Annotated in this window: 14 protein-coding genes, 1 tRNA gene and 1 pseudogene; 12 read left to right on the top strand and 4 right to left on the bottom strand. The window is 64.8% G+C overall.

Annotation, left to right across the window (positions count from 1 at the left end; all coding sequences use genetic code 11):
- A partial coding sequence (locus J0L98_RS11125; RefSeq protein WP_296411862.1) for a nidogen-like domain-containing protein occupies positions 1–1,804 on the top strand: 1,804 nt, incomplete at its 5' end.
- Here J0L98_RS11125 and J0L98_RS11120 read toward each other — a convergent pair.
- The 3 genes from J0L98_RS11120 to J0L98_RS11110 form a co-directional block, all read right to left on the bottom strand.
- Entirely contained in the window at positions 1,792–2,781 is a 990-nt protein-coding gene (locus J0L98_RS11120; RefSeq protein ID WP_296411861.1) for a glycoside hydrolase family 3 N-terminal domain-containing protein, read from the bottom strand. The genes J0L98_RS11125 and J0L98_RS11120 overlap by 13 nt on opposite strands.
- Before the next feature lie 35 nt (positions 2,782–2,816).
- Positions 2,817–4,187 (bottom strand): peptidylprolyl isomerase, encoded by a 1,371-nt coding sequence (locus J0L98_RS11115; RefSeq protein WP_296411860.1) that lies wholly within the window; start codon positions 4,185–4,187, stop codon positions 2,817–2,819.
- A 121-nt stretch (positions 4,188–4,308) separates the two neighbouring features.
- Positions 4,309–5,448, bottom strand: a complete 1,140-nt coding sequence (locus J0L98_RS11110) for a glycoside hydrolase family 27 protein (protein WP_296411859.1) — start codon at positions 5,446–5,448, stop codon at positions 4,309–4,311.
- On the opposite strand from J0L98_RS11110, the pseudogene J0L98_RS11105 reads away from it, so the two are divergent.
- The 9 genes and pseudogenes from J0L98_RS11105 to J0L98_RS11065 form a co-directional block, all read left to right on the top strand.
- A pseudogene (locus J0L98_RS11105) lies at positions 5,447–5,542 on the top strand (phosphoenolpyruvate carboxykinase domain-containing protein); the annotation flags it as partial. The gene J0L98_RS11110 and the pseudogene J0L98_RS11105 sit on opposite strands and share 2 nt — an antisense overlap.
- Positions 5,543–5,947: 405 nt before the next feature.
- Positions 5,948–8,275 carry a Tex family protein gene (locus tag J0L98_RS11100; RefSeq protein ID WP_296411858.1) on the top strand — a complete coding sequence of 776 codons (2,328 nt, stop codon included), beginning with the start codon at positions 5,948–5,950 and terminating at the stop codon, positions 8,273–8,275.
- Positions 8,276–8,364: 89 nt separating this feature from the next.
- On the top strand, positions 8,365–8,730 hold the full coding sequence (locus J0L98_RS11095) for an ArsC family reductase (RefSeq protein WP_296411857.1): 366 nt from the start codon (positions 8,365–8,367) through the stop codon (positions 8,728–8,730).
- A complete protein-coding gene (locus tag J0L98_RS11090; RefSeq protein WP_296411856.1) occupies positions 8,727–9,596 on the top strand; it encodes an Hsp33 family molecular chaperone HslO in 870 nt (289 codons plus the stop codon). Before J0L98_RS11095 ends, J0L98_RS11090 begins: the two co-directional genes overlap by 4 nt.
- A gap of 91 nt (positions 9,597–9,687) precedes the next feature.
- The gene (gene minC / locus J0L98_RS11085) at positions 9,688–10,476 is read left to right on the top strand and encodes a septum site-determining protein MinC (protein ID WP_296411855.1); all 789 of its coding nucleotides are present in this window, start codon (positions 9,688–9,690) and stop codon (positions 10,474–10,476) included.
- Between the two features lie 31 nt (positions 10,477–10,507).
- Positions 10,508–11,323 (top strand): septum site-determining protein MinD, encoded by an 816-nt coding sequence (gene minD / locus J0L98_RS11080; protein ID WP_276660735.1) that lies wholly within the window; start codon positions 10,508–10,510, stop codon positions 11,321–11,323.
- Between the two features lies 1 nt (position 11,324).
- A complete protein-coding gene (gene minE / locus J0L98_RS11075) occupies positions 11,325–11,585 on the top strand; it encodes a cell division topological specificity factor MinE (RefSeq protein WP_296411854.1) in 261 nt (86 codons plus the stop codon).
- Positions 11,586–11,595: 10 nt separating this feature from the next.
- Positions 11,596–11,680: transfer RNA gene (locus J0L98_RS11070), tRNA-Leu, on the top strand.
- 70 nt (positions 11,681–11,750) lie between these two features.
- Positions 11,751–12,701: a glucokinase gene (locus tag J0L98_RS11065; RefSeq protein WP_296411853.1), complete on the top strand. Its 951-nt coding sequence runs from the start codon at positions 11,751–11,753 to the stop codon at positions 12,699–12,701.
- On the opposite strand, the gene glgB is transcribed toward J0L98_RS11065, so the two are convergent.
- Positions 12,689–14,554: a 1,4-alpha-glucan branching protein GlgB gene (glgB, locus tag J0L98_RS11060; protein ID WP_296411852.1), complete on the bottom strand. Its 1,866-nt coding sequence runs from the start codon at positions 14,552–14,554 to the stop codon at positions 12,689–12,691. The genes J0L98_RS11065 and glgB overlap by 13 nt on opposite strands.
- Before the next feature lie 55 nt (positions 14,555–14,609).
- On the opposite strand from glgB, the gene glgC reads away from it, so the two are divergent.
- Both glgC and J0L98_RS11050 read left to right on the top strand, forming a co-directional pair.
- Complete coding sequence (gene glgC / locus J0L98_RS11055) at positions 14,610–15,935, top strand: glucose-1-phosphate adenylyltransferase (protein WP_296411851.1); 1,326 nt, start codon at positions 14,610–14,612, stop codon at positions 15,933–15,935.
- An 18-nt stretch (positions 15,936–15,953) separates the two neighbouring features.
- Positions 15,954–17,609 (top strand): glycoside hydrolase family 57 protein, encoded by a 1,656-nt coding sequence (locus tag J0L98_RS11050; RefSeq protein ID WP_296411850.1) that lies wholly within the window; start codon positions 15,954–15,956, stop codon positions 17,607–17,609.

The following is a 17,609-nucleotide window of genomic DNA, read 5'->3' as shown; positions in this document are numbered from 1 at the left end:
GATGAATCCACCCGCTTTCACCGATCCGGCGCCGATCCGGGCGGCACCGCCCAACCAACAGACCACGGCGACATCGGCTGGGAGACTCCGCGAAATTCGCTGTTTTCCGGGCTTGCCAAGGATGTTCCTCGGGCTATCTTTGCCTCGGAAACGGGTGCCGACGGGTGCCGCTTTCCATGCCGGGAATTCCATGCCTCCATCATTCCAGCACCGCCCGAAACGCCGCCCCACGCCAGTCGTCCGGGGAAATCGCGGGGTTGCCAGGCCTATCCGGACGGCCGCTCTGGTGTTTGTGGCGGTCGGAGGCTCGACTCTTGCGGCAACCGAACAGGTTCCGTCGCTTGGGATTTGCCCGGCGCCGAACGGCCAGATCGAACTGTCCTGGCATGGGGGCATGCTCCGGCCTTATCAAGTCGAGGTCAGCGAGGATCTCGTTTCCTGGACCGACTGCGGCTGCCTCCACATCGGAAACAACTCGGCCATCACGGCCCTGGTTCCGAAACCCGGGCTCCGGGGGTTTTACCGTCTGCGGGAGGGAGCGGTGAGGCCGGGCTTCGACCAAGTCGAAATGAGCCGGGGAGACGATCACTGCTACCCCCAATTCGCGGGTCCCGCGACCACGGTGGAACTCGGATTCGCCATCAACCTTTTCGGCGTCGCTCGCTCGTCTTGCTATGTGAATAACAACGGCAACATCACATGCGACGCACCCCTGTTCGTTTACACCCCGGAGAGCCTCATCAAAAAGCAGTCGGTGATGATCGCTCCCTTCTGGGCGGATGTGGACAGCCGCAACCCGCTCTCCGGCGTCACCCGCTTTTCCAGCCTTCCCGGCGTCGTCAACGGCCGCCAGGCATTCGGCGTCACATGGCGCGAAGTCGGCTACTTCAGCCAACATGTCGAGAAAACGAACACCTTCCAACTGATTCTCATCGAACGGGCGGACCGCAATCCGGGAGACTTCGACATCGAGTTCAACTACAACCGGATCGAATGGGAAACCGGCGACGCCAGCGGTGGCAGCTACGGATTCGGCGGCTCCGCGGCGCGGGTCGGCTGGACCAATGGCCAAGGGCTTTTCATGGAGTTCCAAGGATCCGGAACGTCCATGGCGCTCCTTGATCGGTTGTCCAACGATGATCCCAACCATGCGCAGGGCCTGATCTATCAGATGTGGAACAGCGGTGTACCGGGGCGCATCATTATTCCGGTGGTCAACGGCCTTCCCCAGACCGAAACCGGTTTGGATTTCTCCGTCAACGCCGGTTCGGATTTCAGCCTCATGGCGAGCGCCGGCCGGGTTTTCAACCTTAACGCCACGATGACCCCGACGGACACCACCGGCGTCACCTACACGTGGGTGCAGGAGAGCGGAACACCCGAAGCGGTCATCACCAACGGCAACACCCTCACCCCGACCATCCAGATCGCCGATACCGGCCAATACACGTTCCGCCTCTACGGTGTGAAACAGGGAACCTTCACCGCATCTTCGTCGGATGCGATCAATGTCGTCCACCCCGGGACCTTCGAGATCGCCACCGGATCCTATCAGCGCGCGTCCGCGGATCCCCTTTCGGTGCAGCTTTCCGACGCCTATGCCAAGTTCAACGGACAAAACGTGGCCACGGTGCTCTGGACCCAGACCGAAGGTGAGAAGGCCAGTATCCAGAACGCCAGCTCGATCAATCCGACTGTGGTGTTGCCGCACTCCGGCGTTTATCGGTTCAAACTGACCGCCACCACCAACCACAATCCGCCGTTTGTGAAAACGATGGAGACCTCGGTGATTCACGGCGATTGAAGCCGGTTCCAACCGAAAGTCGGCAGGAGATCGCACGCCTTCGCCGACCACTCCGCCCACTTCGCCTCCGACCACGGGCGGGGCCACTGCAACTTATCCCGGAGCCGCTCGACCCGTTGCCAGGCGTCGCCTAACACCGGAATGGGCAGCTTGGCCATCCCCGCAGCAATGGCGGAACCCATCGCCGCGCCATCCGCCAATAGAATCAGATCGCATCCGGCTTCAACCGCCTTGCGCGCGCAATCGGCCGGAGGAATGCCGGAAACCGCGGACACCTCAGCCAAATCCGCGCTGACAACGGCGTGATGATCGAAACCCAGGCGGTCCCGCAGCAGTTTGCCAACGACACCGGAAGCCATGGTGGCGGGCAGTCCCGATTCGATCCCGGCCATCTCCCCCGCCGCCATCCGGATCGCATCCAGTTCCGGCATCAGCGCGGTGTAGGGCAGCAGGGGGCCGCGTTGCAGGGTATCCGCATCATCCTCGCTGCGGGCCGCATTTCCGATGGGAAACCGTCCCGCGCAACACACCGCGCCGCGTTTCCTCAGCCAGCGGTTCCACTGCCCGGCATGGTCGATCACCCGCTGGGGATCCCTGCTCCACGCGCCCGCCGCACCGCCCGGATCGCCGAGATCCAGCACGGGTCCCAGACACATGTTGATACCTAACAAACCAAACATCTCGCCAGTCAGCATGCCGGCGGTTGCGGTCGTTTTCAAATCGCTATTTCCTATCAAATCCGCAGCCCCCGGCAGGACGGGACCTCCTCCCGCGGCCGCCAAACGCCTCGCGACTTCGAACCCCACCGCCACCACCGGCTGCCGCCCGCTCAGCTTCCGCAAGCTGTCAGTCAACGCGCGCATCTCCCGCGGCCCGGCACCCAATACGGCGTCGATCAGAAAACCGACCGGCTGCAAGTCCCTAACCAACCGTTCCTCGTCCGCCGTGAGCGTCGCCCCCGAAAGTCCCATCAGCATCAGGGCGCCATGCATTTGGATAGAGAGGGAGTTCTTCAGTTCTGAACCACCTTGACCCGCATAAAGCGGCGGGTGCTGGACCCGATGGCCGCAACGTCCTTCACCGTCACCTGCGTGCGGTCGGCCTGTGAAACGGCGGAAACCACCTGCGCATGTGAGAATCCGTCAGTCGAACTCCACACGGTAGTCCATGATCCGTCGAGGCCGGTGTTGGATTCAACCGTGTAGGTCAGCCCGGTGGTGAACTTTCGGACCGGAAATGCCAAAGTCATGTAGCGGGCACCCGGAGCGATTCCCGTCGTGCCGTTCACGGGAAGCGCCGGTTGCGCCGAGGTTGAAGGATTCCCGAAAAACGCGTATTCCTGCAGGTTGTTCAGCGCATCTCCGTCCCCGTTCTGGGTCATCGCGCTCAGATTGTTGGAAAACGTCGTGCGCGACGCCCAGGTGCTGTAGGTGTCAGAGGCGTTGACGGTCACAAGGAACGTGTCATCCACCGTGTTGCCCACGCTATCGGTCGCCCGGATTGTGATTGTGGTGGACCCGGTTTGACCGGACACCGGGGTCACGGTCAGATTGCCCGCGTTTAGGACGGCCGAGGCAAGGGCCGAATTGCTGTTGGAAACCACCGAATAGGTTAGGATCGAGGATTCCCCCGCCTGACCGGCCGGGAGGGGTTCCAGCGTGACGCTTTCGAAGAGGATCGAATAATCCGGCCACGACTGCCCGATCCCGTCCACAAACGACTGGAAAAGCGGGAGTTCGTTGAGCGCGCCACCCGCATCCCAGATCGGAAAATCCACAGGATCTCCGAAAATCTGGGCATTGCCAAAGGTGCCTTTCGTGACCCTGCCGAAAACCGTGAATCCTCCGTTCTGGGGATCCAGGGTATCCGAGTTGGCTCCCAGGCTGACAAACCACTGGCTGGTCGCGCTGTTGGGATCGCCTCCCAGTTTGGCCATGGCGATGGTCCCGAGCGTATTCGAAACCCCGAACTCATTCACCACCGGAGGATCGGTCGGAACGGATTCCAACCCACCGGTGCCAAAGCGAAACCCACCCCCTTGGATTACAAAACCCGGAACACTCCGGTGGATGATGGAATCGACGTAATCCCCACCATTCACATAATTGAGAAAATTCGCCCGGGTGGCAGGCGTTCGTTGGCTGAACAGCGCGAAGTCGAGCACCACCGGCGCCCCACTTAACGAATACCATGAGGTGAACCTCACCACCTGATCGTCGATCGCCTCGGTTCCAAAAACCTGATTGAGATTGACCACAATCGGCGCCACCTCAACGGTGGCCATATTGGCGATCGGCTGGTTGAGAACAGGCAGTCGTTTGGAACCGGCGTACGCCTGTGTCAGCAACGCGAGCACGGATAGGGCGAGAAGTTTCGATTTCATGGGATTGTTCGAACACGGAGGAGCATCGGGGGCTTCCCCCGCTCGCCCAGTGTCTATGTGTTCTGCGGATTGGTGTCAAGATCGCGCGAACTTCCCAAATCCGCGGAGGCTCCCATCCCCCTCACTTCACCCTCAGCAGGGCCACGCCGTGGCGCGGGATGGTCCGGGTGATCTTGCCGCTGGCGGGAGCTTCGTTTTTCTGGCGCCACAGATCACGGACCTGGGCGGCGCCCCTGATGTTGAGCAGCGAGAGGTCGCACGAGACCTGGAGCGGCGCGGTGCCGCGGTTGAACAATCCCACGGCCCATGATCCGTCAACCATTTGCTTGGCCCAGACTTCGCCGTTGCCATCCTTGGAAATGCGGCCTGCCTGTTTGCCGAGTTCGTCCTGATTGACTTCCAGCACTTCATCATTGGTGAGGAGACCGACGGTGAAATCGTCCAGCTTGGTGAGATCGCAGCCGATCAGCAGCGGCGAGGCGAGCAGGCTCCACAGCGAAATGTGGGTGTATTGTTCGTTAGGAGTCAGCTTGGTGGGATGCAGGGCCGGCCCCCAGCCGACATGGCCCACCACCAGCATGTCCGGATCATTCCAGCGTCCGGGTTTGGCGTATTTCTCCAGGCCCGCCTGTTTGAAACCGATCCCCGCCATGCTGCTCCAGGAGTCGTTGATGTCGCCGGTGGTGCGCCAACTGTTGCCGCCCACCATATCGCCCCATTCGCTGACATTTCCCATGCCGTATTGGCACAGGCTGTAGTGGATATCGCGCGGCTGGCGGTCCAGCGCGGCGCGCATCGTGGCGTAGGGGATCATCAGCTTGGGCTTCTCGTCGTTGGTGATGCTATCCAGCACGGAAAGTCGCGGCGCGGGTTTGGCACGGTCCTTTTCGGACTCGGGACGATACGAGCACCAATCGTGTTTCAGATAGTCAAATCCCCACTTGGCATAACTGGCGGCATCCTGTTCCTCATGGCCGAACGAGCCCGAGCATCCGCCGCAGGTCAGCGGTCCCGGCGAGGAATACAAACCGGCTTTCAAACCGAGCCCGTGAATGTAGTCGGTCAGCGCCTTCATGTCGGGAAAGCGCTTGTTGGTTAGAATATTGCCCTCCGCGTCGCGCTCGGGGCCTTGCAAGGTGGGATCATTGCTGCCGGGTTTCACCTGCCAGAAATCGTCGTTGTTCACATAGCACCAGCCGTGGTCCACCAGACTGCTTTCCGCCATCACGCGGGCGGCGTCGCGGATATTGCCATCGGTCACCGCGCCGGCGAAGCAGTGCCCGACGATGGACCCGGATTGGGAAAACCCGAACGGCGTGCCGATCCATGCCATCGTCTTTGGCGGCCGGCGCGCGGGCAGCAACGGCCTTGGGTGCCGGCGCGGCCTTCTGGGCCGCTGCCTTGGCGGCAGGCTTCTGGGCAACGGGTTTCTGGGTGGCCGGCTTGGGGGCCGGCTTGGACGCGGCAGGCTTTGCGGCCTTGGCCGGGTGCGCGGGCTGCGGCGCGGCGGAAGCATCGCTTCCGACCACCATCAGACCGAACGCCACCGCTGCCAGCGTAGCGAATAGGGGGTTCATTGGGTGTGTATCTCCTGCGAGGCCGGGCACGTCGAAACAGACGGCCGGCGGGGCGTGCACGGGTGGGGGCTGCCCACGGCACGAATAATCGGCGAATTCTACCGGAAAGTTGTCGGGCGACGGGCTTGCAGCGGCGGCCGGGTTTCTGCACCATGCGCCCTTTTTCCACGCCAGCAACCGTCCATGCTTCTGCCGATCGAACAACGCATTGCCGCCGAGTTAGGTGTACAACCCCGCCAGGTTTCTGCGGCGGTCCAGCTTCTTGACGAAGGCGCGACCGTGCCCTTCGTGGCCCGCTACCGGAAGGAAGTCACCGGCGGCCTGGACGACACCCAGCTGCGCAACCTCGAAGAGCGCCTGACCTACCTGCGCGAACTGGAAGACCGCCGCGCCGCGGTGATCGCGAGCATCGACGAGCAGGGCAAGCTCGACCCGGCCCTGCGTGACGCCATCGAGAACGCCGAAACCAAGCAGCGCCTCGAAGACCTCTACCTGCCCTTCAAGCAGAAGCGCCGCACCAAGGCCCAGATCGCCCGCGAAGCCGGCATTGAGCCCCTGGCCAACGCCCTGCTCGCCAACCCCAACCTGGTCCCCGAGACCGAAGCCGGCGCCTACCTCAACGCCGAGGCGGGCTTTGCCGACACCCGGGCGGTGCTCGACGGCGCCCGCCAGATCCTGATGGAGCGCTTTGCCGAGGATGCCGAACTGATCGGCAAGCTGCGGGAATACCTGGCCGACCACGGCGTTGTCGCCTCCACCGTGATCGCCGAGAAGGAAAACGACCCCGCTGCGGCCAAGTTCCGCGACTGGTTCGACTTCCGTGAATCCATCGAGACCGTGCCCTCCCACCGGGCCCTGGCACTGTTCCGCGGCCGCAACGAAGGCTTCCTGCGCCTGCAGTTGGGGCTGGACTCCGACCCCACTGACGGCAGCGCCCCCGGCCCCAACCCCTGCGAGGGACGTATCGCCGGCCACTTCGGCATCCGTGACGAAGGGCGCGGCGCCGACGCCTGGCTGCGCGAAACCGTGCGCTGGGCATGGAGCGTCAAGATCTCCCTGCACCTGGAACTGGAACTGCTCGGCCAATTGCGCGAAAAGGCCGAGGAAGAGGCCATCCGCGTCTTCGGCCGCAACCTGAAGGATCTCCTCCTCGCCGCCCCCGCCGGCCCCCGCGCCACCCTGGGCCTCGACCCCGGCCTGCGCACCGGCGTCAAGGTGGCGGTGGTTGACCAGACCGGCAAGCTTCTCGACACCGGAGTGATCTACCCCCACGAGCCCCGCCGGGACTGGGACGGCAGCCTGCACGCACTGGCGAAGATGTGCGAGAAGCACAATGTGTCGCTGATCGCCATCGGCAACGGCACGGCCAGCCGCGAGACCGACAAGCTCGCCGCCGACCTGATCAAGCTGCGCCCCGAGCTCCACATGACGAAGATCGTTGTCTCCGAGGCCGGCGCCTCGGTGTACTCGGCCTCCGAACTGGCCGCCAAGGAATTCCCGGACCTCGACGTTAGCCTGCGCGGTGCGGTGTCCATCGCCCGCCGCCTGCAGGACCCGCTGGCCGAACTGGTCAAGATCGACCCCAAATCCATCGGCGTCGGCCAGTACCAGCACGACGTCAACCAGACCCGCCTGGCCCGGGCCCTGGATTCGGTGGTGGAAGACTGCGTGAACGCCGTTGGCGTGGATGTGAACATGGCCTCCGCCGCCCTGCTCACCCGCATCTCCGGCCTCAACCCCACCCTGGCCGCCAACATCGTCGCCCACCGGGACGCCAACGGTCCCTTCCCGAGTCGCGAGGCCCTGCTCGACGTTCCCCGCCTCGGCCCCAAGACCTTCGAACAGGCCGCCGGCTTCCTGCGCATCAGCAATGGCAAGAATCCGCTGGATGCGTCGGCAGTGCACCCGGAAGCCTACCCGCTGGTGGAGCGCATCCTCGCCGACATCCGCAAGGACGCCCGCGAGGTGATGGGCGACTCCCGCACCATCAGCCAGCTCAAGCCCGAGCGCTACACCGATGAGCGCTTCGGCCTGCCCACCGTGCAGGACATCCTCAAGGAGCTCGACAAGCCCGGCCGCGACCCGCGCCCCGAGTTCAAGACCGCCAGCTTCAAGGAGGGTGTCGAGGAAATGAAGGATCTGGAGGTGGGCATGATCCTCGAGGGGGTAGTCACCAATGTCACCAACTTCGGCGCCTTCGTGGACATCGGCGTACACCAGGACGGCCTGGTCCACGTCTCGGCCCTGGCGGATCGCTTCGTGAAGGATCCACACAGCGTCGTGAAGGCCGGCCAGGTGGTGAAGGTGAAGGTCATCGAAGTGGACCTGCCGCGCAAGCGCATCGCCCTGACCATGCGGATGGGCGACCAACCCCAGGGCGGCGGCAAGCCGGCAGGGGATCGACGGGATGCCCCCCGCAGCACTGCCCGCCCAGCCGCAGCCAAGCCGAGCCGGGAACCCGCCATGGCCGGCTCCCTGGCCTCGGCCTTCGCCAAGGCGCTGAAGAAATAAGCCCGGGCACTGCTGCAGGCCGCTAAAATCCGCCCCATCCCCATGATTTTCCAGCGACGCCTCCCGGGGCGTCGCGCTGCTTCCGCACCATGACAACGATTTACGGCATCAAGAACTGCGACACCATGAAAAAGGCCTTTGCGTGGCTCGACGAGCACGCGGTGGCCTACACGTTCCACGACTACAAGAAGTCCGGCATCGACTCCGCCCGCCTCCATGCCTGGAGCAAGGCCATCGGCTGGAAGAGCCTCATCAACACCCGCGGCACCACCTGGCGCAAGTTGCCGGTCGAGCGCCAGGCCATCGACACCCAGAGCGCCGCCGTCGCGTTGATGCAGGAATTCCCCAGCCTGATCCGCAGGCCGGTCATCGAGACCGATGGCGGGCAACTGCTGGTCGGCCTCGACACCGCCCTTTACACCAGCTTTCTCAGCCCGGCAGGGACGACCGAATGAGCACCTCCATCCTCCAGCGCTTTCTGCTTGAAGATCTCGACATCCGCGGCGCCTTCGTCAGGCTCGACGACGTCTGGCAAGCCCTGCTGGCCTCGCGCAATTACCCGTCCACGGTGCGCGACCTGCTCGGCGCCATGAGCGCGGTAGCCAGCGTCATCGGCGGCAACCTGAAGCAGGCAGGCCGCCTCACCATCCAGCTTCAGGGCCACGGCCCCGTGAGCCTGCTGGTGGTGGACGTGACCGAGGCCCTCAACCTGCGCGGTTACGCCAAGGCCAGTGACGAGGTGGCCGGCAAGGTCAGCATCGCCGACCTGGTGGGTGACGGCCAGCTCCTGCTGACCCTGGACATGCCCGGCCTGCGCCACCCCTACCAAAGCTTCGTACCGATCGAAGGCAACTCCGTCGCCGAGATCTTCGAGCACTACCTCACCCAGTCCGAGCAGCAACCCGCAGCCCTGCACACCGCAGCCTCTTCCCGCGGCGCAGCCTGCCTGTTCCTGCAGAAGCTCCCCGATGCCGACCGCAAGGATCCGGACGGCTGGGACCGGATCACCCGCCTGGCCGCCACGGTGCGCGAGGACGAGCTCCTCGGGCTTCCCGCCGAGGAACTCCTGATCCGTCTCTTCCACCAGGAAACCGTGCGCCTCCTGGATGCCCGCGAAGTAACCCACGACTGGCCCCAGGACTGGGACAAAGTACGCGACATGTTGCGCTCCCTGGGGCGGCCCGAGCTTGAAGCCATGCTCGAAGAACACGGCGAAATCCTGATTCACGACGATCTGTCGAACCACGAATACCGCTTCGATGCCGAAGATGTGGCCGCCCTGTTCGCGGAGCCCCCCGCCGAACCCCGCATCCTGCATTGATCTTCAGTCATTTGGCGAGCGGACTTGCCCGAAACCCCGCTGAAAAGTAGACTTCACCGGTTTAAGTCCGCTAACCCTCCACCCGACATCCATGGCCGACGCTTCCCTGCAGGGCAAACTGATCGAGTTCAAAGGCGCCAGCCTGGCGGTGATGACCGCCCACCTCCGTGAAACGGAAGCCGTGCGTCTTGCCGACGCCCTGCACATGATGCTCGGCGGCATGCCGGACTTCTTCGCCGGCGAACCGGCGGTGCTCGACTTCGCCCAGCTTGTCAGCACACCGGACCGGGTGGACTGGACCGCCATCATCAGCCTGCTGCGCCGCTACCAGGTACAGCCGATTGGTGTGCGCAACCTGCCGGACTACCTGCACGACGGCGCCCGCCGCGCCAATCTGGCCATTCTCGGTCCGGAGGGCATTTCCCCCGAGCGCCCCATCGCCGCGCCCCAGGCCCCGCCACCGGCCCCAGCCCCAGCCCCCGTCGAAGCACCTCCGCCACCCCAGCCGGCTGCAGCGCCAGCCACGGCAGCGCCCACCATGGTCGTCGAACGTCCGCTGCGCTCCGGCCAGCAGGTGTATGCCAAGGGTGGCGATCTGGTCTTGCTGGCCGGCATGAGCCCGGGCTCCGAGGTCATCGCCGATGGCTGCATCCACTGCTACGGCCCTCTGCGCGGCCGCGCCCTGGCCGGCGCCCGGGGCGACACCGGTGCGCGCATCTTCAGCACCAATTTCGGCCCCGAGCTGGTCTCCATTGCCGGGGTGTACCGCACCTTCGAACGGGGCATCCCGCAGGCTGTCGCGGGGCGCGGTGCCCACGTCCGGCTGAGCGGATCCGACAATCTGCATACTCTCGAAATCATGCCGCTTCAGAACGACTGAAGCGGCGACTCATACGACTTAAGGGGACATCGTGGCACGCGTCATCGTAGTAACGTCCGGCAAGGGTGGCGTCGGCAAGACCACCACCAGCGCAAGCATTTCCACCGGTCTGGCCCTGCGTGGCTACAAGACCGCCGTCATCGACTTCGATGTGGGCCTGCGCAACCTCGACCTCATCATGGGCTGCGAACGTCGCGTGGTGTACGACCTGATCAATGTGGTGAACGGTGAGGCCAACCTGCACCAGGCCCTGATCAAGGACAAGCACTGCGAAAACCTCTTCATCCTGCCCGCCTCCCAGACCCGCGACAAGGACGCGCTGACCGAAGAAGGCGTCGAGAAGGTGCTCAAGGAGCTCGGGCACATGGGCTTCGACTACGTCATCTGCGACTCCCCGGCCGGCATCGAACGGGGCGCCGTGATGGCCCTCACCTTCGCCGACGAAGCCATCGTCGTGTCCAACCCCGAAGTCTCCTCCGTGCGCGACTCCGACCGCATCCTCGGCATCCTGCAAAGCAAGAGCCGCCGCGCCATGGAAGGCCGCGAGCCGGTCAAGGAACACCTGCTGGTCACCCGCTACTCCCCGAAGCGCGTCGAGGACGGAGAGATGCTCTCCTACAAGGACGTCCAGGAGCTGCTGCGCGTGCCGCTGATCGGCGTCATCCCCGAATCCGACGACGTGCTCCAGGCCTCCAACCAGGGCACCCCGGCCATCCACCTGAAGGATAGCGACGTCGCCACCGCCTATCAGGACGTCATCGCCCGCTTCCTCGACGAAGATCGGCCCCTGCGATTCGTCACCTACGAAAAGCCCGGCCTGCTGAAGCGCCTCTTCGGAGGCAAGTGAGATGTCCCTTCTTTCCTATTTCTTCGGCTCCAAGCAGAAGACCGCCTCCGTTGCCAAGGAGCGCCTGTCCCTGATCATCGCCCACGAGCGGGGCACCAACCGGGCACCGGACTTCCTTCCGGAACTGCAGCGCGAGCTGATCGCCGTGATTTCCAAGTACGTCAATGTGGGCCCCGACGACATCAAGGTCCAGCTCGAAAAGCAGGACAACTGCGAGATCCTCGAAGTCAACATCACCCTGCCGGAACAGCCCCAGCGCTGAAGCCCTCCCCGCCCGGATGGTGAAATTGGTAAACACAGCGGACTTAAAATCCGCCGGCGCAAGCCTTACGGGTTCAAGTCCCGTTCCGGGCACCATCGTGCACGACATCGCAAGTCGAAGCCTCCGGCCCTGGTCCGGGGGCTTTGTCGTTTCAGAGGGTGCGCAATGAATACCCTGCTGCTCGGCGGCGACATCGGCGGCACCAAAACCTTGCTGGCCCTGGCCTCTCTCGACGCCAAAGGTATCTCCATCCTGCGCGAGCAGCGCTACGCCAGTTGCGAACATGAAGGACTCGCCCCCCTGCTGGACGACTTCCTGGCGGGTGGCCCCATACCGGCGGCGGCCTGCTTTGGCGTCGCCGGGCCTACCGACGGGCAGACGGCGGACCTGACCTACCTGCCCTGGCACCTGTCCGCGTCAGCCCTGGAAAGGCGCTTCGGCATCGGGCATGTGGGGCTGGTCAATGATTTTGCCGCTGCAGCCCATGGCCTGCCCCTGGTCGCGCCGCAGCACATCGTACCGCTGCAGGCCGGCCAGCCACTGGCCCGGGCGCCCCGGGTTATCCTCGGCGCCGGCACCGGGCTCGGGGTGGCGGGCATTATCTGGAATGGCGAACGCAGCCAGGTGATTCCCGGCGAGGGCGGCCATATGGGCTTCTCGCCCCAGACGCCGGAACAACTGAAACTGGCGGAGGCGCTGCTGGCCCAAACGGGCCGGGTCAGCGTGGAGGACGTGGTGTCGGGGCCGGGCCTGGTGCGCATCCTCCGCTTCCTGGGTGGTCGGGCAGACAGCCCGGCCGGTGTGGGCGCCGCAGCCCTGGACGGCAGCGACCCACTGGCACGCCGGGCCCTTGACCTGTGGCTGGAAGCCTACGGCGCCTTCGCCGGCGACCTGGCCCTGCAGTGGCTCGCCCGGGGCGGGGTCTACCTGGCCGGGGGCATGGCCGCCAAGCTGCTCCCTGACGGTGCTGGTGCAGCGCCCTTCGTGACAGCCTTCAACGCCAAACGGGAGCATCGCCCGCTGGCCGAAGCCACGCCCATCCATCTGGTCACCGAAGAGCGCCTCGGTCTGCTCGGTGCCCTGGCCCTGGCGGCAACCCGCCTTCAGGCCGGTTGAAGGATCACCACGGCCAGGGGCGGCAGGTTTGCCACCAGACTGGCCGGCCGGTTCATCCAGGCCCCCTCGACCGCCTCAAGCCGCCCCCCGTTACCCAGATTGCTGCCCCCGTAGTGGGCTGAATCGGAGTTGAGGATCTCCTGGTAGATTCCCGCCCGGGGCACGCCAATGCGGTAGTCGCTGCAGGGCGCAGGGGTAAAGTTGGCAAGCACCACCACGAAACGGCCATCCCGGGCCAGACGCAGCCAGGCCAACACCGAATGCTCGCTGTCGTGGCAGTCTATCCATTCGAAACCCGCCTGCTCGAAATCCTGCTCGTGGAGCGCGGGCAGATCGCGGTAGAGGTGATTGAGGTCGGCGGAGAGGCGCCGGATGCCAGCGTGACCGGCGTCGGCCAACAGGAACCAGTCCAGCTCGCGGGCTTCGGACCACTCCCGGACCTGGCCGAACTCGCCGCCCATGAACATCAGCTTCTTGCCCGGGGTACACGCCTGCCAGGCCAGCAGCAGGCGCAACTGGGCCCGCCGCCGCCACTCGTCGCCGGGCATCTTGCCAAACAGCGAGCCCTTGCCATGCACCACCTCATCGTGGGACAGGGGCAGGACGAAGTTCTCGCTGTAGGCATACATCTGGCCGAACGTCAGCTCGTCGTGATGCCAGCGCCGATGCACCGGGTCACGCCGGAAATAGCGCAGGCTGTCGTTCATCCACCCCATGTTCCACTTCATCGAAAACCCCAGCCCCCCCGTGTAGGCCGGCCGCGAGACCTGCGGCCAGGCGGTGGACTCCTCCGCCAAAGTCAGAGCACCGGGAAACTCCCCGTGCACCAGGGTGTTGAGGTCGCGCAGAAAATCGATGGCCTCCAGGTTCTCGCGCCCGCCAAAACGGTTGGGCAGCCACTCGCCGGGCCGGCGGGAATAATCTAGATAGAGCATGGACGCCACTGCATCCACGCGCAGGCCGTCAAAATGGAACTCCGCCAGCCACCAGTGGGCCGACGACAGCAGGAAGCTGCGAACCTCGTGGCGGCCGTAGTTGAAGATGTGCGTCCCCCAGTCCGCATGTACCCCCAGACGCGGGTCGGCGTGCTCATAGAGCGCGGTGCCGTCGTAGCGGGCCAGGGCCCAGTCATCCTGCGGGAAATGCCCCGGAACCCAATCCAGCAGCACCCCCAGCCCAGCCTGGTGGCAGGCATCGATGAAGGCGCGCAGCTCGTCCGGTGAGCCATAGCGGGAGGTCGGCGCGAAATAGCCGGTGGTCTGATAGCCCCAGGATTCGTCAAGGGGGTGCTCGGTGATGGGCAGCAGCTCCAGATGGGTATAGCCCTGCTGCAGGGCATAGGGGATCAGACGCTCGGCCAACTCCGGCCACCGGTAGGGTGAGCCATCCGGGTGACGCATCCATGAACCCGCGTGCAGCTCGTAGATGTTGACCGGTGCATGCAACCAGTCCCAGACCGCCCTGCGGGCCATCCATGCGGCATCGCGCCAGACATGCTGCGATGGGCCTGCCACGCGGGCGGCGGAGCCAGGACGCAACTCGAAACCGCGGGCATAGGGGTCGCTCTTGCGCACACGCCCGCCGCCGTTCTGGCAAGTGATCTCAAAACGGTACAGGCTGCCGGGCCGGGCCGACGCCACCCGTGCTTCCCACACGCCGCCGCCACCCAGGCTGTGCATGGGGTCGGCATCCCCGTCCCAGCCGTTGAAGTCGCCCACCACCGCCACCGCCACGGCATTCGGTGCCCAAACCCGGAACACGGTACCGGTCGCATCCGGATGGGCGCCCAGCAACCGGTACGATTGCACGTTGCGCCCTTCATTGAAAAGATGCATGGCATCAGATAGCTGCATTTCCGCCCCCTTCGCGCAGTACCATACGGCAAAACAGTAGCAAGGGAGAACAATCGTGGCCCCGAGCAACACCTGTCCGCATCTGCCGTATTGCGAGATGCGTGATCAGACCGACCTGCGCTTCATCAGCCAGCTCACCCGCAATACCTTCGCCATCATCCTGGCCGGCGGCCGCGGCAGCCGTCTCAAGCAGCTTACCGATTTCCGTTCCAAGCCGGCGGTACCCTTCGCGGGGAAGTTCCGCATCATCGACTTCACCCTGTCCAACTGCGTCAACTCCGGCATCCGCAAGATCGGGGTGGCCACCCAATACAAGGCCCACAGCCTGATCCGTCACATCCAGCGGGGCTGGAGCTTCCTCGACGGGCGTTTCGGCGAGTTCATCCAGCTTCTTCCCGCCCAGCAGCAGATCGATGAAACCCAGTGGTACCAGGGCACCGCCGACGCCGTGTACCAGAATCTCAACTTTCTCCGCCACAACAGCCCGCGCCACATCCTGATCGTCGCCGGCGATCACATCTACAAGATGGATTACGGTCGCATGCTGGCCTTCCACGCCCGGCATCACGCTGACATGAGCGTCGCCTGCATTGATGTGCCCATTGCCGAGGCACGGGAGTTCGGGGTGATGAATGTGGACGACGAAGGCCGGGTGATCGATTTTGTCGAGAAGCCCGCCAGTCCGCCCCCCATGCCGGGCAACCCGGGACGGGCCCTGGCCTCCATGGGCGTCTATATCTTCAACGCCGACTTTCTCTATGAGCAGCTTGGCCGCGACGCGCTGACCAGGGGGTCGAGCCGGGATTTTGGCAAGGACATCATCCCCCACATCGTGCCGCGCTACCGGGTGTTCGCCCACCGCTTTGCCGACTCCTGCGTGGGCAGCGACCATCAGCAACCCTACTGGCGTGACGTGGGCACCATCGACGCCTACTGGGAAGCCAACATGGAAATGACCAAGGTCACCCCCGATCTCAATCTCTACGACCGGGAATGGCCGATCTGGACCTACCAGGAGCAGCTCCCCCCTGCCAAGTTCGTCTTCGACGACGACGATCGGCGCGGCATGGCAGTGGACTCCATGGTCTCCGGTGGCAGCATCATCTCCGGGGCCACGGTAAAGCGCTCGCTATTGTTCTCGAGTGTCAATGTGCATAGCTGGGCCCGGGTCGAGGATTCCGTGATCCTGCCCAACGTGGATATCGGCCGGCATGCGGTGATCCGGCGCTGCGTGATCGACAAGAACGTGCGCATACCGGAAGGGCTCTGCATCGGACTGGATCCGGACGAGGACCGCAAGCGCTTCTTTGTCTCGCCCGGCGGTGTCACCCTGGTCACCGCCGAGATGCTCGGCCAGGGCGCAGCGGCCCCAACCACCTGAGCCTCCGGGATCAGCACCGTGGCGGATCTCGCCTTCCTGTGGCACATGCATCAGCCGGACTACCGGCATCCGGAGACCGGCCACTTCACGTTGCCCTGGGCCCTGCTCCACGCGCTCAAGGACTATCCGGACATGGCCAGTCACCTGGAACGCCACCCGGCGATCCGCTGCACGGTCAACTTCGTGCCTGTCCTGCTGGCCCAGATCGAGGACTACTGCGACCAGCTCGCCACCCGTCAGTGGCGCGACCCGCTGCTGCGCATCCTCGCCTGGCCGAACCCCGACCAACTCGAGCCGGCCGACCGCAACTGGCTCCTGGACATGGCCTTCCGCTGCCACGCCCCGACCATGCTGGAGCCGTTTGCCCCCTATCGGCGCCTGCGTGACCTGCTTGCCTTCGTGCGCAGTCAGGACGCCGACGGCCTCGCCTACCTCTCGGGGCAGTATTACGCCGATCTGGCCACCTGGTATGTCCTTGCCTGGAGCGGAGAGAGCCTGCGTCGGAGCCCCGGCCCCATCGCAGCCTTGATGGCCAAGGGAGGCAACTTCGAGCTGGCCGACCGCGAGGCCCTGGTCAGCGAGATCGGCGCCGTACTTAACGGACTCGTTCCACGCTATCGCGCACTTGCCGACCGCGGCCAGATCGAACTTAGCTGCACCCCCTCTCACCACCCGCTGGCCCCCCTGCTGCTGGATTTCGGCGTGGCCCGCGAAGCGCAGCCCGATTGCCAGCTACCCGCGGCACCGGGTTACCCCGGCGGCCGCTCTCGGGTCGAGGCCCATTTGCAGCTTGCCCAGCACAGCCACCGACAGCGCTTCGGCCAGACGCCCAAGGGCTTGTGGCCGGCAGAAGGCGCCCTGTCGATGGCCTTTCTGCGCCAGATCGCCGACGCAGGATTCACCTGGACGGCAAGCAGCCAGGGGGTGCTTCAGCACTCCGCCGGTCCTGGCGCCGACACGGGCGTGCCGTGGCAGGCGCCGGAAGACATTCCCGGCGACCTGACCCTGTTTTTCCGCAACGAGCATCTCTCCGACCTTATCGGTTTTGAGTATGCCCGCTGGCACGGCCGCGACGCGGCGGCCCACTTCATGAGCGAAGTGATCACCCTCCATGAGCGCGCTCCGGAAGGGCTCATCCCGGTCTTCCTTGATGGTGAAAACGCCTGGGAGTACTACCCCTACAACGGCTGGTACTTCTTCAACGACCTTTACGAGAGCCTCGCCCGAAATCCGGCCATCCGCACCCTGACCCTTTCAGAAGCGAAAGAAGGCCATCGGCACCGACGGCGGCGCCTGCCCCGCCTGGTCGCCGGTAGCTGGGTCTACGGCACCCTGTCCACCTGGATCGGCAACCCCGACAAGAACCACGCCTGGGAGCTGCTCTGCGAGGTCAAGCAATGTGCCGACCGGGTTCTCGAGAACGCGGCGGCGGACGCGGGCCAACGCCAGCAGATTGTTGCCCTGCTGGCCGTATGCGAAAGCTCGGACTGGTTCTGGTGGTTGGGCGACTACAACGCCTCCGAATCCGTAAGCGCCTTCGACCAGCTGTTCCGGGACAACATCCGTGCCCTTTACCGGTTGCTCGGGCTTCCCGCGCCCAGCAGCCTCGACCACCCCATCAGCCGCGGTGGTGGCGCCCCCGAGAGCGGTGGCACCATGCGGCGCGCCACCTGA

The sequence above is a fragment of the Zoogloea sp. genome (assembly GCF_017302315.1).
Classification (GTDB): domain Bacteria; phylum Pseudomonadota; class Gammaproteobacteria; order Burkholderiales; family Rhodocyclaceae; genus Zoogloea.
Note: the sequence above shows the minus strand (reverse complement) of the source record. Positions and strands in the feature narration are given on the sequence as shown.

Bases quoted from the DNA above. Each gene is read 5' to 3' on its own strand.
- minE (WP_296411854.1), top strand. From the start codon at position 11,325: ATGTCCCTTCTTTCCTATTTCTTCGGCTCCAAGCAGAAGACCGCCTCC.
- J0L98_RS11120 (WP_296411861.1), bottom strand. From the start codon at position 2,781: ATGCTGATGGGACTTTCGGGGGCGACGCTCACGGCGGACGAGGAACGG.
- J0L98_RS11090 (WP_296411856.1), top strand. From the start codon at position 8,727: ATGAGCACCTCCATCCTCCAGCGCTTTCTGCTTGAAGATCTCGACATC.
- minC (WP_296411855.1), top strand. From the start codon at position 9,688: ATGGCCGACGCTTCCCTGCAGGGCAAACTGATCGAGTTCAAAGGCGCC.
- J0L98_RS11095 (WP_296411857.1), top strand. From the start codon at position 8,365: ATGACAACGATTTACGGCATCAAGAACTGCGACACCATGAAAAAGGCC.
- J0L98_RS11100 (WP_296411858.1), top strand. From the start codon at position 5,948: ATGCTTCTGCCGATCGAACAACGCATTGCCGCCGAGTTAGGTGTACAA.
- J0L98_RS11065 (WP_296411853.1), top strand. From the start codon at position 11,751: ATGAATACCCTGCTGCTCGGCGGCGACATCGGCGGCACCAAAACCTTG.
- glgB (WP_296411852.1), bottom strand. From the start codon at position 14,554: ATGCAGCTATCTGATGCCATGCATCTTTTCAATGAAGGGCGCAACGTG.
- J0L98_RS11115 (WP_296411860.1), bottom strand. From the start codon at position 4,187: ATGAAATCGAAACTTCTCGCCCTATCCGTGCTCGCGTTGCTGACACAG.